13 protein-coding genes are annotated in these 13,754 nt (G+C 69.4%); 8 read left to right on the top strand and 5 right to left on the bottom strand.

The genetic code is table 11. From position 1 onward, the window contains the following. Positions 1-4: 4 nt before the first annotated feature. Complete coding sequence (locus FNH24_RS12345) at positions 5-1,504, bottom strand: DUF222 domain-containing protein (protein ID WP_152362483.1); 1,500 nt, start codon at positions 1,502-1,504, stop codon at positions 5-7. Positions 1,505-1,839: 335 nt separating this feature from the next. Between FNH24_RS12345 and dxr the strand changes: the two genes are divergently transcribed. Genes dxr through FNH24_RS12325 form a run of 4 tightly spaced genes read left to right on the top strand, consistent with a single transcriptional unit; the run spans position 1,840 to position 6,525 of the window. Then, complete coding sequence (gene dxr / locus FNH24_RS12340) at positions 1,840-3,108, top strand: 1-deoxy-D-xylulose-5-phosphate reductoisomerase (protein WP_152362482.1); 1,269 nt, start codon at positions 1,840-1,842, stop codon at positions 3,106-3,108. A gap of 13 nt (positions 3,109-3,121) precedes the next feature. Beyond that, positions 3,122-4,435, top strand: a complete 1,314-nt coding sequence (locus tag FNH24_RS12335) for a M50 family metallopeptidase (protein ID WP_343031771.1) — start codon at positions 3,122-3,124, stop codon at positions 4,433-4,435. 19 nt (positions 4,436-4,454) lie between these two features. Continuing rightward, positions 4,455-5,645 carry a flavodoxin-dependent (E)-4-hydroxy-3-methylbut-2-enyl-diphosphate synthase gene (gene ispG / locus FNH24_RS12330; protein ID WP_152362481.1) on the top strand — a complete coding sequence of 397 codons (1,191 nt, stop codon included), beginning with the start codon at positions 4,455-4,457 and terminating at the stop codon, positions 5,643-5,645. Between the two features lie 4 nt (positions 5,646-5,649). Then, positions 5,650-6,525 (top strand): GNAT family N-acetyltransferase, encoded by an 876-nt coding sequence (locus tag FNH24_RS12325; RefSeq protein ID WP_152362480.1) that lies wholly within the window; start codon positions 5,650-5,652, stop codon positions 6,523-6,525. Between the two features lie 302 nt (positions 6,526-6,827). On the opposite strand, the gene FNH24_RS12320 is transcribed toward FNH24_RS12325, so the two are convergent. Beyond that, positions 6,828-7,178 carry a DoxX family protein gene (locus tag FNH24_RS12320; protein WP_152362479.1) on the bottom strand — a complete coding sequence of 117 codons (351 nt, stop codon included), beginning with the start codon at positions 7,176-7,178 and terminating at the stop codon, positions 6,828-6,830. Between the two features lie 48 nt (positions 7,179-7,226). After that, complete coding sequence (locus FNH24_RS12315) at positions 7,227-8,312, bottom strand: mandelate racemase/muconate lactonizing enzyme family protein (RefSeq protein WP_152362478.1); 1,086 nt, start codon at positions 8,310-8,312, stop codon at positions 7,227-7,229. An 89-nt stretch (positions 8,313-8,401) separates the two neighbouring features. Here FNH24_RS12315 and sigJ point away from each other — a divergent pair, with 89 nt between their 5' ends. Beyond that, entirely contained in the window at positions 8,402-9,271 is an 870-nt protein-coding gene (sigJ, locus tag FNH24_RS12310) for an RNA polymerase sigma factor SigJ (RefSeq protein WP_152362477.1), read from the top strand. A 134-nt stretch (positions 9,272-9,405) separates the two neighbouring features. Here the strand turns inward: sigJ and FNH24_RS12305 are convergent, their stop codons facing one another. Further along, positions 9,406-9,858 (bottom strand): hypothetical protein, encoded by a 453-nt coding sequence (locus tag FNH24_RS12305; RefSeq protein WP_152362476.1) that lies wholly within the window; start codon positions 9,856-9,858, stop codon positions 9,406-9,408. A gap of 117 nt (positions 9,859-9,975) precedes the next feature. Between FNH24_RS12305 and FNH24_RS12300 the strand changes: the two genes are divergently transcribed. Genes FNH24_RS12300 through FNH24_RS12290 form a run of 3 tightly spaced genes read left to right on the top strand, consistent with a single transcriptional unit; the run spans position 9,976 to position 12,704 of the window. Further along, complete coding sequence (locus FNH24_RS12300; RefSeq protein ID WP_152362475.1) at positions 9,976-10,797, top strand: hypothetical protein; 822 nt, start codon at positions 9,976-9,978, stop codon at positions 10,795-10,797. A gap of 2 nt (positions 10,798-10,799) precedes the next feature. Then, positions 10,800-11,591 carry a ferritin family protein gene (locus FNH24_RS12295; RefSeq protein ID WP_152362474.1) on the top strand — a complete coding sequence of 264 codons (792 nt, stop codon included), beginning with the start codon at positions 10,800-10,802 and terminating at the stop codon, positions 11,589-11,591. A gap of 36 nt (positions 11,592-11,627) precedes the next feature. Next, entirely contained in the window at positions 11,628-12,704 is a 1,077-nt protein-coding gene (locus tag FNH24_RS12290; protein WP_217428181.1) for a PQQ-dependent sugar dehydrogenase, read from the top strand. A gap of 10 nt (positions 12,705-12,714) precedes the next feature. Here FNH24_RS12290 and FNH24_RS12285 read toward each other — a convergent pair whose 3' ends face one another. Further along, the gene (locus FNH24_RS12285; protein ID WP_152362473.1) at positions 12,715-13,671 is read right to left on the bottom strand and encodes a phosphotransferase family protein; all 957 of its coding nucleotides are present in this window, start codon (positions 13,669-13,671) and stop codon (positions 12,715-12,717) included. Between the last annotated feature and the right edge of the window lie 83 nt (positions 13,672-13,754).

Here is a 13,754-nt window from a genome sequence, read left to right as displayed (position 1 = left end):
CGATTCAGCGCGTGGGTGCGCAGGCCCCCCAGATGGCGTGGGCGAATGTCCCGCGACCAAGATCAAAGGTGCCGGAGTAGTTGGTGAGCTGGGTGTCGCCGTGCGGTGATCGGAAGATCATCGTGCCCGGCTCGGGTTGTCGCCGCCGCCAGCCGCCATGGGTCACCGCCCGATGCTCCCGTTTCGCCAACGGTGCTAATCCGTCGACGCTGGTCTGGCCCGGCGGCCCACCCTCACCCATCGACCGGTACGGATCGGTGTGATCAAGCTCCAGGTTCCCGGCCGCGGTCGACCACGGAAAGCTACTGCCCGGACGGGCGAACCGGAGATAGCGTCTGTGCCGGTCCGGGATCTCGTAGGCATCGACCGGGGCCGGCGGATCGTTCAGATCGACCACCGGAACGACCTTGACCCGATCATGACCCAGCCAGTCCTTCACCACACCCATGGTCGTCGGCCCGATCCCGGGCACCCGGCAGATCCCGGACCCGGTCTCCAACGATTCGGCCGCGATGTGCACGATCAGGGTCGAGGTCGGCAACAGCAGGGACGGATCCAGCCCGGCCACCAGCTTCTCGACCGCCGCCCTGAACACGGCCAGTCCCGCATCGGTGATCATGGCCGGCTGATCCCGCAACGACGGATGCAGCTCCGACTCCTCGACCGGCTCGTCCGGGTCCTCACCCGCGACCGGTTGCACCGCAGCCGCGAACTCCCCGGCGAACAGATCAGGCTGCCGCGCCCCGGCCAGAATCCGGGTCGCCTCCAGCTCGTTACCCAACAACGCCAGCGCCTCGGCGCGGCGTTCGTCCGGCGACCGGTCATCGACAGGGAGTGCGTCGGCGAGTTCCTGGATCCGGGCATACAACCGGATCGCCGCGGCCGGTTCGAGACGGGCAAACAGCGACTTCAGGCCCTCATCGGAGGTCTGGGACAGCCACACCCCCAGCTCGGACTTGCGCTCCGCCGCGACCCGCTCCACCCGCTCCGCATCGACCCGGGCAATCGCCGCCTCCGCCCGATCCCGCAGCTTCGAGAACCCGACCAACCCGACGAACCCAGCCAGGTCCGCATCCACCAGACCGGCCTGGGCGACGGTGAGGTGATGGGTCATCCGGGCGATCGAGCGGGCCTGCCAACCCTCCACCTCACACCCCATCACCTTCTCCCACAACAGAGGCAGCCGATGCCGGACATCCAACACTTCACCGACGAACCGGGTCCCGGCGAACTCACCCTTCCTCATCGCGACCGCCAACTCGACCAGGGCCAGATCGTTGACCTCCGGCGTCCCGACACCGCCCGGCCGGACCCCGCGCGGCCCGCCCACCAACCGCAACTCGTCGGGATGGATCGAGTCCGCCGAGTTCGCATCCGCCCAGGCCGCGGTCCACGCGAGAAGCTCGTTCTCCGCTTCCAGCCGCGCCCGCACCGCAGCCTTGGCAGCTTTGAGGATGTCGTCGGTGCCGTACCCGGCAACCCGCAACTCCAACGACTCGAACATGTGTTCTATTGTAGTCGTCACCGCCCACAAACGCAGCAAAACAAGGGAAAGCCATGATCGAACTCACGACGATCCGACGTCAGGATCGCCACCGCCGGAAGACCGTGCCACCTGCCCGCTCCTCGCCGCGTCTCTTTCGGTCGCCAGGCCGAAACCGAGAGGGAATCACCTGGCCCGCCCTTCGACAGGCTCAGGGAACGAACGCCCGCGCTCCGAATGCCAACCCACCAACCGCCGCCCGGCCGGGACGAGGCAGCGCTACGGCGCGCTACGGATAACCGCGGGTTCTCGCGGGCCGGTTCGCGCCGCCGGGGAGAGCGGGGGAGACTGGGCGGGTGCGCGACGTCGTCCTGCTGGGGAGCACCGGTTCGATCGGGACCCAGGCTCTCGAGGTGATAGCCGAGCGACCCGAGCAGTTCCGGGTCGTCGCCCTGGCTGCCGGTGGCAGCCGTCCGAAGCTGCTGGCCGAGCAGGTGCTGGCCTTTGAGCCGCGGCTGGTCGGGCTGACTCAGGCATCCGCGGCCCAGGACCTGCAACTGGCGCTGTATGCCGAGGCGTCTCGGCGCGGCTGGTCCGAGGGCAAGTTGAAACTGCCCAAGATCGTCGCCGGGCCGGACGCGGCAACCGAGGTCGCGGGCACCCCGTGCGACGTCGTCCTCAACGGCATCACGGGTTCGGCCGGGCTGCGGCCCACCCTGGTCGCCCTGGCCGCCGGGACGACCCTGGCGCTGGCCAACAAGGAGTCGCTGGTGATCGGCGGCTCGCTGGTCACCGGCGCGGCCAAACCGGGGCAGCTGGTGGCCGTCGACTCGGAGCACTCGGCGCTGGCCCAGTGCCTGCGCGCCGGCCGGGCCGAGGAGGTGGACCGGCTGATCGTCACCGCCAGCGGCGGTCCGTTCCGCGGCCTGACCCGGGAGCAGATGCGCGACGCCACCCCCGAGCAGGCGCTCGCGCATCCGACCTGGAACATGGGCCGGGTCATCACCACCAACTCGGCCACCCTGGTCAACAAGGCGCTCGAGGTGCTCGAGGCCCATCTGTTGTACGGGATCGACCTGGACCGGATCGACGTCGTCGTCCACCCGCAGTCGATGGTCCATTCGATGGTGCAGTACGTCGACGGCTCGACCCTGGCCCAGTGCTCGCCGCCGGACATGAAGCTGCCGATCGCTCTGTCGCTGACCTGGCCCGACCGGCTGCCCGGCGCGGCCCGGCCGTGTGACTGGACCGCGGCGACCAACTGGACCTTCGAGCCGCTCGACAACGAGGCCTTTCCCGCGGTCGAGCTGGGCAAGCGGGCCGGCCGGGCCGGCGGCACCGCGACCGCGGTCTACAACGCGGCCAACGAGGAGTGTGTCGACGCCTTCCACGAGGGCCGGATCCGGTTCACCGACATCGTCGACATCGTGGCCGACGTCCTGGCCCGGCACCTGGAATCCGGCGAGGATTCCGGCGACGCCGGAGCCGACGTAGGATCGTCGGTGGCCGCGGGGGCCCGCTTCACGGATCAACTGACGGTGGAGACCGTGCTCGCGGCCGACGGGTGGGCCCGACAGCGGGCCGCGGAGGCATGTCACCGCCGTCGTAGCGACGACGCGGACTGATCGAGAGGACCGAGTGTCAGTGCTGGAGACCGTGATCTACATCGCGGGCGCGCTCATCTTCTTCGGGCTGGTGATGGCCTCGGTCGCGCTGCACGAGGTCGGGCACCTGCTGCCGGCCAAGCTGTTCAACGTCAAGACGACGCAGTATTTCGTCGGCTTCGGCCGGACCCTGTGGTCGCGCCGCAAGGGCGAGACGGAGTACGGGATCAAGGCCATCCCGCTCGGCGGCTACGTCCGGATGATCGGCATGTATCCGCCCAGCAAGGAGCGGCCCAACCAGGTCCGGGCGACCCGGACCGGCATCTTCCAGTCGGTGGCCGACCAGGCCCGCGCCGCCGAGTGGGAGGAGATCCGGCCCGAGGACGACGGCCGGCTGCTGTTCCAGAAGAAGTGGTGGCAGAAGTTGATCATCATGGCCGGCGGGCCGATGATGAACGTGCTGCTGGCGTTCGCGATCTTGCTCGGCGTGACCGCGACGTTCGGGGTCTATCGGGAGACGCTGACCGTCAGCCGGGTCGACGAGTGCATCCGGCCGCTGGACGCGCCGGCCGCGGCCTGCTCGCCGAACGACCCGAAGACGCCCGCCTTCCAGGCCGGGCTGCGCACCGGTGATCAGATCGTCTCCTTCAACGGCGTTCCGATCGAGTCCTGGGGCCAACTGCAGCAGGCGATCCGGGCCAATCTCGATCATCAGGCCAAGATCATCGTGCTCCGCGACGGTCAGCAGGTCGAGTTGAAGCCGGTCAACACCGCGCTGAACGGGGTCCGCGACGAGTGGGATCCGTCCAAGATCATCCAGCAGGGCTTCCTCGGCGTCACCCCGGAGGCCGATCGGGAACGCGGCGGGCCGGTCACCGTACTCAATGACATGTGGGAGCTGACCCAGCGCACCGGCTATCTGTTGCTGCAGTTCCCGGTCAAGGTCTTCAACGTGGCGCGGGATCTGGTCACCGGCAAGCCGCGGGACCTGTACGGGCCGATGAGCATCGTCGGGGCCAGCCGGGTGGCCGGCGAGATCGCCTCGACCGATCAGGTGCCGGTCGCCGACAAGCTCGCGGCGCTGGCCCTCACCCTGGGCAACGTCAATCTCTTCCTGGCCCTGTTCAACCTCGTCCCGCTGTTGCCGATGGACGGCGGCCACATCGCCGGTGCGCTCTACGAGGCGGTCAAGCGGGCGCTGGCCCGACTGTTCCGGCGACCGGATCCCGGTCACGTCGACACCGCGCGGATGCTGCCGGTGGCCTGGGCGGTCGGCATCGTGGTCGCGCTCTCCGGCGCCGTGTTGATCATCGCCGACATCTTCGATCCGATCCGACTGTTCGGGTGACCGCCCGCGAAGGAAGACGATGAGCACTGATTCCCGTACGTCCGTGGCCCTGGGCATGCCCGCGCTGCCGCCGCCGACCCTGGCCGAGCGGCGGCCGACGCGGCAGATCAAGGTGGGCAAGGTGCTGGTCGGCGGCGGGGCGCCGGTCAGCGTCCAGTCGATGACCACGACGCTGACCTCCGACATCAACGCCACGCTGCAGCAGATCGCCGCGCTGACCGCCAGCGGCTGCGACATCGTCCGGGTCGCGGTGCCCAGCCAGGACGACGCCGACGCGCTGCCGGCGATCGCCAAGAAGTCGCAGATCCCGGTGATCGCCGACATCCATTTCCAGCCCAAGTACGTGTTCGCCGCGATCGAGGCCGGTTGTGCCGCGGTCCGGGTCAATCCGGGCAACATCAAGGCGTTCGACGACCGGGTCGGCGAGATCGCTCAGGCCGCCAAGGAGGCCGGCGTCTCGCTGCGGATCGGCGTCAACGCCGGCTCGCTGGACAAGCGGCTGCTGGCCAAGCATGGCAAGGCCACCCCCGAGGCGCTGGTCGAGTCGGCGCTGTGGGAGGCCGGCCTGTTCGAGGAGCACGGCTTCCGCGACTTCAAGATCTCGGTCAAGCACAACGACCCGGTGATCATGGTCCGCGCGTACCAGCTGCTGAGCGAGCAGTGCGACTATCCGCTGCACCTCGGCGTGACCGAGGCCGGGCCGGCGTTCCAGGGCACGATCAAGTCCTCGGTCGCCTTCGGCGCGCTGCTGGCGCAGGGGATCGGCGACACGATCCGGGTCTCGCTGTCGGCCGATCCGGTCGAGGAGGTCAAGGTCGGCTCCAAGATCCTCGAATCGCTCAACCTGCGGCCGCGGAAGCTGGAGATCGTCTCCTGCCCGTCCTGCGGCCGGGCCCAGGTCGACGTCTACAAGCTGGCCGAGGAGGTCACTGCCGGGCTGGAGGGCTTGACGGTGCCGCTCCGGGTCGCTGTGATGGGCTGCGTGGTCAATGGTCCGGGGGAGGCGCGCGAGGCCGATCTCGGCGTGGCCTCCGGCAACGGCAAGGGCCAGATCTTCGTCCGCGGTGAGGTGATCAAGACGGTCAAGGAGAGCGAGATCGTCGAGACCTTGATCGAAGAGGCGATGCGGATCGCCGACGAGCTGGGCGATTCCGCCGAAGGAGAACCTGAGGTTCTGGTCGCCGGCGGCACGAGAACAGATACGGTCTGACCCTATGACTGCCGCATCGACGACGATCGGACGCTCGGGCCGCGCCGGCGCGGTTCGGGTCCTGCACCGGGACGATCTCGCCGCGGCGATCCGGGTCCTGTCCGCCCGGCCGATCGACAACGTGTTCGTCGCGTCCCGGGTGCGCGGCGCCGGGCTCGACCCGAACAGCCTCGGTTGCCCGATGTGGGGGTACGAACGCGACGGCGTGCTCCGCTCGCTCTGCCACGCCGGCTCCAACCTGGTGCCGGTCGGCGCCGACCTCGACGCGGTCGAGGCCTTCGTCGAGTTCGCCGGCCCGCACCGGATGTGTTCCTCGATCATCGGCCCGTCCGAAGTCGCGCTCGCCCTGTGGCACGGCCTGTCCGACCGCTGGGGCGACACCTGGGCCCGGGTCCGTGAGGTCCGGAAGTCCCAGCCGGTGCTGGCGATCGACAGCGACCCGGCCGTCGAGCCCAACCCGCACGTCCGGCCGGTCACCCTGGCCGAGTGGGAGCCGTACGCCGAAGCGGCGATCAAGATGTACACCGAGGAGGTCGGCGTCTCGCCGGTCCAGGGCAACTCGGCCGGCTACCGGTTCTACGTCCGGCAGCTGATCTCGGCCGGTCGCGCGTTCGGCTGGTTCGAGGGTGACCGGGTGCTGTTCAAGGCCGACCTCGGCTCGGTCTCCGCCGCCGCGAGCCAGGTCCAGGGCGTCTGGCTCGACCCGGAGGTCCGCGGCCGCGGCCTGGCCGCCGCCGCCATGGCCGCCGTCGTGCAACACGCTCGCGCCGTAGCACCGGTCGTTTCCCTCTACGTCAACGACTTCAACCTGCCCGCCCGCGCCACCTACCGCCGGGTCGGTTTCACCCAGGTCGGCGAGTTCGCCACCATCCTCTACTGACCCCTCACGGGATAGCGGTCAATAGTGCCGGGTAGTCGCGGCCGAACTGACCTCTATCGGACAGTGAGACGGCCGGCACTCAACCGAGTCTGTGAGGTACTCGGGAGAACCGGCCGAACTGATATCAAGTGAAACCGATCCGGCCTCAGGAACGGTCAGCGCTTTCCCATCAGAAACCCAGGGTTTCCGCCGAAGTTCAGGATCAGATCTGGATTGTTCCCTCCCACCCCAGCCGAGTTGTCAGAACTGAGGTGCGCTATCGGGCTACTCAGTTCTGACAAGTCGGCGTTCTTGGGGGTGGTTCAGGCGAGGAGGGTGAAGATCAGGGCGGCGGTGCAGAGGGCGAGCATGCCGAGGCAGGTGAGGAAGAAGTTGCGGCCGAAGTCGCGGGCGCGGAGGTGGGCGGTGCCGGCGAGCAGGAAGTAGAGCACCAGGGCGGCGGTGGTGAGGATCGCCAGCGGGCGCCACCAGATCCCGATCACCAGGCCGGCCGCCGCCGCGAACTTGATCGGCGCCGCGACCCACCACCAGCGCTTCGGGAAGCCGACGTCCTCGAAGCATTTCCGGATGAACTGCACCGGCTTGAGGCACAGCAGGCCGTCGCCGAGTTGGATCAGGGCCAGGACCGCGAGCGGCCACCAAGGTTCGATCATGACCCAACGATGTCCTGGCGGCGCCGTTTGTGACATCGGCAGCGTCGGTTACGCCACCCGAAGGTTGTCCAGCGCATCGGGATCCCAGTCGATGCCGATGCCGGGCGCGTCCGGCGGCCGGAGCCAGCCATTCTCGATCACCGGCCCGGTCCGGGTGACGGCACCGAGCTGCGGGATGTGCTCGACGTAACGGCCGTTCGGCACGGCGCAGGCCAGGCTCACGTGCAACTCCATCAGGAAGTGCGGCGCCACGTCGACGTTGAACGACTCGGCCGTGTGCGCCACCTTCAGCCACGGCGTGATGCCGCCGACCCGGGCCGCGTCGACCTGGATGATCGACGCGGCGCCGGCGGCGAGATATTCGGCGAACTGGCGACCGGAATAGAGCGATTCGCCGACGGCGATCGGCACCGAGGTGCAACGCGCCAGTCGTGCGTGGCCGGACAGGTCATCGGCCGGCAGCGGCTCCTCGAACCAGGCGATGCCGAGGCTCTCGTACGACGCCGCCCGCCGGGTCGCCTCGGCCGCGGTGAACGACTGGTTGGCGTCGACCATGATCTCGAACGCCGGCCCCACCGCCGCCCGGACCGCGGCCAGCCGCTCGACGTCCTCGGCCAGGGACTTGCCGACCTTGATCTTGACGCCGGCGTGCCCGGCGGTCTGGGCGGCGATCGCGTTGCGCACCAGGTCGTCGGCCGGGAGGTGGATCCAGCCGCCCTCGGTGTCGTAGACCGGCAGTCGTTCCTGGGCGCCGCCGGCCAGTCGCCACACCGGCTGCCCGTACCGCTTCCCGGCCAGATCCCAGAGCGCGATGTCGACCGCGGCCATCGCGAGCGACGTGATCGCGCCGACCGTGGTCGCCCGGGTGTTGTTGATCAACAGCTGCCAGAGCTGCTCGAGGTTGCGCGAGTCGGCGCCGATCAGCACGTCGGCCAGATGATCGCGGAGCAGGGCCAGCACCGAGCTGCCACCGGTGCCGATCGTGTACGTATACCCGGTGCCCGAGCAGCCGTCGGCGGCCTGCACGGTGACCAGGACCGTCTCCTGCTTGAGGAACTGCTGGCTGGCGTCGGTCCGCACGGTCTCCGGCTCCAGGTCGACCTGCCGGCACTCGACGTTGGTGATCTTGGTCATCGGCAAGCCTGTCGATCGGAGGCGGGGACGAGACCCAGCCTTTCACGCCGCCGCCTGGGTGCGAGACGAGCGGGTGCGAGGATGGACGGGTGACGAGCGACGCCGCGACGCAGACCTTCACCGAATACCGGCCGCTGCTGTTCACGATGGCGTACGACCTGCTCGGTGCGGTCGGCGAGGCCGAGGACGTGGTGCAGGACGCGTGGCTGCGCTGGGCCGGAGTTGATCATGCCGCGGTGGCCAATCCGCGCGGCTACCTGGTGCGGATCGTGGTCAACCGGTCGCTGGAGCGGCTGCGCCAGTTGCGCCGATCCCGCGAGGACTACGTCGGCCCGTGGCTGCCGGAGCCGCTGTGGACCACCGGCGACGTGGCCGACCGGGTGACCGACACCGAGGATCTGGCGCTGGGCCTGCTGGTCGTGCTGGAGACGCTGTCACCGCTGGAACGGGCGGCGTTCGTGCTGCATGACGTGTTCGGCTTCGGCCACGACGAGATCGCCGAGACCCTGGACCGCTCACCGAGCGCGATCCGGCAGTTGGTGCATCGGGCCCGCGGCCACGTCAAGGAGCGCCGGCCGCGGTTCGAGGCCGCGCCGGACACGGCTCGGGTCGCGGCGGAGCGGCTGATGCGGGCCGCGGTCGGCGGCGACCTCGCCGATCTGATGGAGCTGCTGGCGCCGGACGTGGTGCTGCACCTGGACGGCGGCGGCGCGATCCGGACCGCGCTCCGGCCGATCCCGGGAGCCGACAAGGTGGCCCGGATGCTGGCCGCGATCGGCCCGGACCTGCCGCCGTTCGACCTGGTCTGGGATCCGGCCGCGCGCCGGGCGATCGGTTACGCCGACGGGGTGCCGTACACGGCGGTCGGGTTGGATATCGCCGACGGTCGGGTGACCGGGATCTATGGCGTGCTGAACCCCGCGAAGCTGCGGCATCTCGCGGCAGTGGGGGAAAAATAATTCGGCCGGCCCTCAACCAAGCCTGCGGGTACTTGGGAGGACCGGCCTACTGATGAATAGTTAATCCGACCAGGCATCACGATTGATCAACACAGGCTCAAGAGAACCCGAAGATTGACGACAAACGGTCAAGATCAGCTCGGAGCTGCAACGGGCTGTTGTGACCTGGATCGCAACAGGGGCACGAATGTCGTCACCAGGGCTGTGACGGAGCACACCACGAGAGTGACGATGGCGCCGGCGCCGGGAGCGTGGCCGTTGTCGGAGTTCACGACGATGCCCACCACGGCCGCGACGGCCAGCCAGCCGAGGACCGAGCGAGCCAGCATCCGATCCGGCGGCAGCACGATGCCGGCCACCGCGGACGCCAGCAGGAGGACGATCGCGATGATCAACAAGAACAGCAGCCGGTGGCTGACCGTGCTCAGCAGGCCCCAGAGCGTGTAGGTCCGGACGACGTCGACCGGCGACGCCTCGTAGGTCTTCTGCAGCCACGTCGTCGCGGTCAAGGCCAGCACGATGCCGCCGCTGATCGGCGACAACCGGGACGGGAGACTCGACCACCCACTGGGCGCCGGTGCGGACATGCGTTCCTCTCATTCGGTTCGAAGCGGGGACCACGGTAGCGGTAGGCCAGCTCGCGCGGCCACGAGTAAGGTGAGGCTAAGCTTCATCGGGGACCGTGACGGGTTGGGGGTGCAGGGGTGGGTTGGTACGGCGATGCCGGACGGCTCGAGGTCGATCTTCGCGACCATGCCCGGGCCGCGAGCGGGAGCTATGCCGGCCTGGTCGACCTCGCCGCGATCCGGTGCGCTGCCCCGACCCTGCGACTGATCCGCGTGCTGTACGGGATCGAGCGGTCGACGATCGAACGGATGCGGGCGCTGTTGGTGACCCCGACCCACAGCGACGCCCAGGTCACCGCGTTCCTCTGCACCTGGGCCTACGAGCGGCACTGGATCGCCGCGGCCCTGCGCGAGGTGCTCGACCGGCATGGCTGGCCGGTCGACTTCCCGGCGGACGCCGAGCCGCCGCTGCGCCGGTTCGCCGGTGAGGTGCGGCACCGGCTGTTGCCGATCACCGAGGCGCTGTGGACGAACTTCGTCGGCGACCCGGTGGTCGCTGTCCATCTGGTCGAAGGCGTGCTGGACGAGGCGCTGACCCGGGCCGCCTATCGCCGGCTGACCGGTCTCGAGCCGACGCTGAGCGCGCTGGCCGAGCCGGTGCTGGCGACCAAGATCAACCATGGCCACTACCTGCGCACCCGGGCCGTCGTCGACCTCGCCGGCTCGGCCACCGCGCGGCGACTGGTCCGGCGTCGGCTCCGGCGACAGGTCTGGCCGCCGCCCGGTCCGGAACTGCCGGCGGCGGAGGTCGGCTGGTTCGTCCGGACGGTCTTCGCCGAGCCGGCCGACCGGCGCGAGGCCGATGCCGAGATCGGCGCCTTGCCCGGCCTGGCCGGGCTCCGGACCGGAGTGACCCGATCGCGGATCCGAGTGCGTACCGTCCAGGACAGCGGGAGTTGATCATGGCCTTCGACATCGACAAGTACGCCGAGACCTCGGAGCGGGTGCACTGGGAGGACCTCGACTTCTCCGCCTTCGATGATCATCCGCTGGCGGCGGAGACGCTGCGCAGCCTGCACTACATGTGCGACATCGAATATCACACGGTCTGCTACATGCGGGACATGCTGACCACGCCGTCGCACCGGGAGGGCGCGGTGTCGACGTTCATGACCATGTGGAACCGGGAGGAATACTGGCACGGCGAGGCGCTGGCCGCCGTGCTGGAACGACACGGGATCACGGTCGACTTCGACGCGCTGAAGGCCCGCCGGCTGAAGCTCGGCTGGCGGGACAAGATCGCGCCGATCAAGCAGGCCCTGCTCGGCAACCTGGTCGGCGGCGACTTCGTCGCGGTGCACATGAGCTGGGGCGCGGTGAACGAGTGGTGCGCGACGGCGGCGTACCGGCGGCTGGCCAAGCTCGAAGATCATCCGGCGTTGTCGCCGCTGTTGCGCCGGATCGGCCAACAGGAGACCCGGCACGTCGCGTTCTACACCACCCAGGCTCGCGCTCGGCTGGAGCAGAGTGCGGCGGCCCGGAAGCTGACCCGGTTCGCCCTGGCCAAGGCCTGGGGCCCGGTCGGCTCCGGCGTGATGCCCGAGACCGAGGTCAAGCACGTGATGAACCACATCTTCGGCTCGTCCGAGGGGATGGCCGAGATCCGCAAGATCGACGAGCACATCGCCCGCCTCCCCGGCCTGGAAGGGCTGCAGCTCGTCACCGACGCCTTCCGCGTCCGCGGCATCGGCTGACGTGAATCCTTGGGCCCGGACGGCAGACTGTCGAGCGTGATCACTCGACGACTCGGGCGCCTGATGGGCACCCTGGCCACCATCGCCGCCCTGACCGCGTGCTCCAACGGTGCCGCCACCGAGCCCGACCGGCGCTCTTCGGTGGGGACCGCGCCGGCGCCCTCCTTCGGCCCGCCCGAGACGATCTCCACCGGTCTACAGGCGCCGTGGTCGATCGCCTTCCACGACGAGACGCCGCTGATCAGCGAACGGGATTCGGCCCGCATCCTCGAGCTGGACGGGTCCGGGGTGGCCCGCGAGGTCGCCGTGATCGCCGGCGTCACACCGATGGGCGAGGGCGGACTGCTCGGCATCGCGGTGCACGACGGCCACCTCTACACGTACTTCACCGCGGCCGGCGGCAACCGGATCGAGCGGTTCCCGATCACCGGCCGACCGGGTGCCCTCGCCCTCGGGCCGGCCCAGCCGATCCTCGAAGGACTCCCGTCGGCGAGCTTCCACAACGGCGGCCGGATCGCCTTCGGTCCCGATGATCAGCTGTACGCGACCGTCGGCGACGCCGGCCAGCAAGATCAGGCGCAGAGCCTGGACAGCCTGGCCGGGAAGATCCTCCGGATGACGCCGGAGGGCGACGTCCCGGCCGACAACCCGAATCCGGGGTCGCTCGTGTACAGCTACGGGCACCGCAATCCGCAGGGCATTGCCTGGGCCGAGGACGGGACCATGATCGCGAGCGAATTCGGCCAGAACACCTGGGACGAGCTCAACATCATCCGGCCCGGCGGCAACTACGGCTGGCCCGAGGTCGAGGGCATCGGCGGCGACGACCGGTTCATCGACCCGGTGCAGCAGTGGGGCACCGGCGAGGCGAGCCCGAGCGGCATCGCGATCATCGACGAGACGATCTTCATCGCCAACCTCCGCGGCGAGGTCCTGCGCGCCGTCCCGGTCGACGAGCCGGCAACGGCCACGACCCACTTCGACGGCGAGTACGGCCGGCTCCGCGACGTCGCCCGGGCGCCGAACGGCGATCTGTGGCTGATCACCAACAACACCGACGGCCGCGGCGATCCCGGCCCGGAGGACGACCGGCTGCTCGCCCTCACGCCCTGACCGGACGTGATCACTCCGGGACCCAGACCGCCTCGGCGAGATCGCTCAGCGTGGCGAAGCGGGAGAGATCGACCGCGGCGCCGATCCGGCGCACGAGGAACTCGGCTTTGCGGTGCATCAGCGTGATGCTCAGGGCGCGGTGGCAGAAAGGATCATCGACGGGCCAGCCGTAACCGGTGAGGAATGCGCGCAACAGGCTGCGGTCGCCACCGAAGGCCCCGAGGAACAGCGGCGGGAGATCGTAGAACGGATCCGTGGCCTGGGCATCGCCCCAGTCGATGATGCCGGTCAGGGCGCCGCGGTCGAGGAAAAGATGATCTTCGGTGAGGTCACCATGAGTGAGGCATTGCTCCGCGCCGACCGGGGCGAGATAGTCCCCGACCTGCTCGAGCAGTCGCGGTGGGAGCGTGCCATCGGCCGTGAGCCGGGTCGCGCAGTCGGCTCCGTGCCGGGTCAGCCAGTCGTTCTCGAACGGAGCCGCCGCCGGGGCCGGCAGCCCGTGCAGGGAATGGGTGATCTCGCCCAGCCGGCCGGCGATCCGTGATCTTGTTCCGGCCGCGTGACCGGGCACGTCTCGCCAGGCCCTGCCGCGCAGCCGGTCGGTGATCAGGTACGGCCACGGTTCGGGCTCGTCCGGATAGAGGCTCCCGTAGCCGAGCAGCCGGGGCGCCGGGATGTCGTCCTGGTCCTGGACCCGAAGCTGCATGAACAGCTCGACGGCATGATCGTTGCTCCAGCTGGGAAACCGGCCGAACAACTTCACGACCACGTCGCCGACCAGGAACGTCGCGTACTTGCCGACGAAGCCGGCCTCCACCGCGACCTCGGGCAGCCGATGCCGGGCCAGGATCGCGGAAACGTAGGGGCGCCACACCTCGACGTCGTGCAGGCTCTCGACGTAGGCCGATCGGGAGCGGAACGCGGGTCGGGTGGGCAGGGTCTGTTGGGGCGAATCGAACCACTTCACGTGTTGCTGGTCCTTCCAGGCAGCGGATCGACTGCCACGGAACGGGCTAGCTCAGGCGGTTCGGCGCGGCAGGCGACTCGGGA

Source organism: Microlunatus speluncae (genome assembly GCF_009299835.1).
Taxonomy (GTDB): domain Bacteria; phylum Actinomycetota; class Actinomycetes; order Propionibacteriales; family Propionibacteriaceae; genus Microlunatus; species Microlunatus speluncae.
The sequence above is the reverse complement of the archived record's forward strand: the minus strand, read 5'-3'. Positions and strand labels throughout refer to the sequence as shown.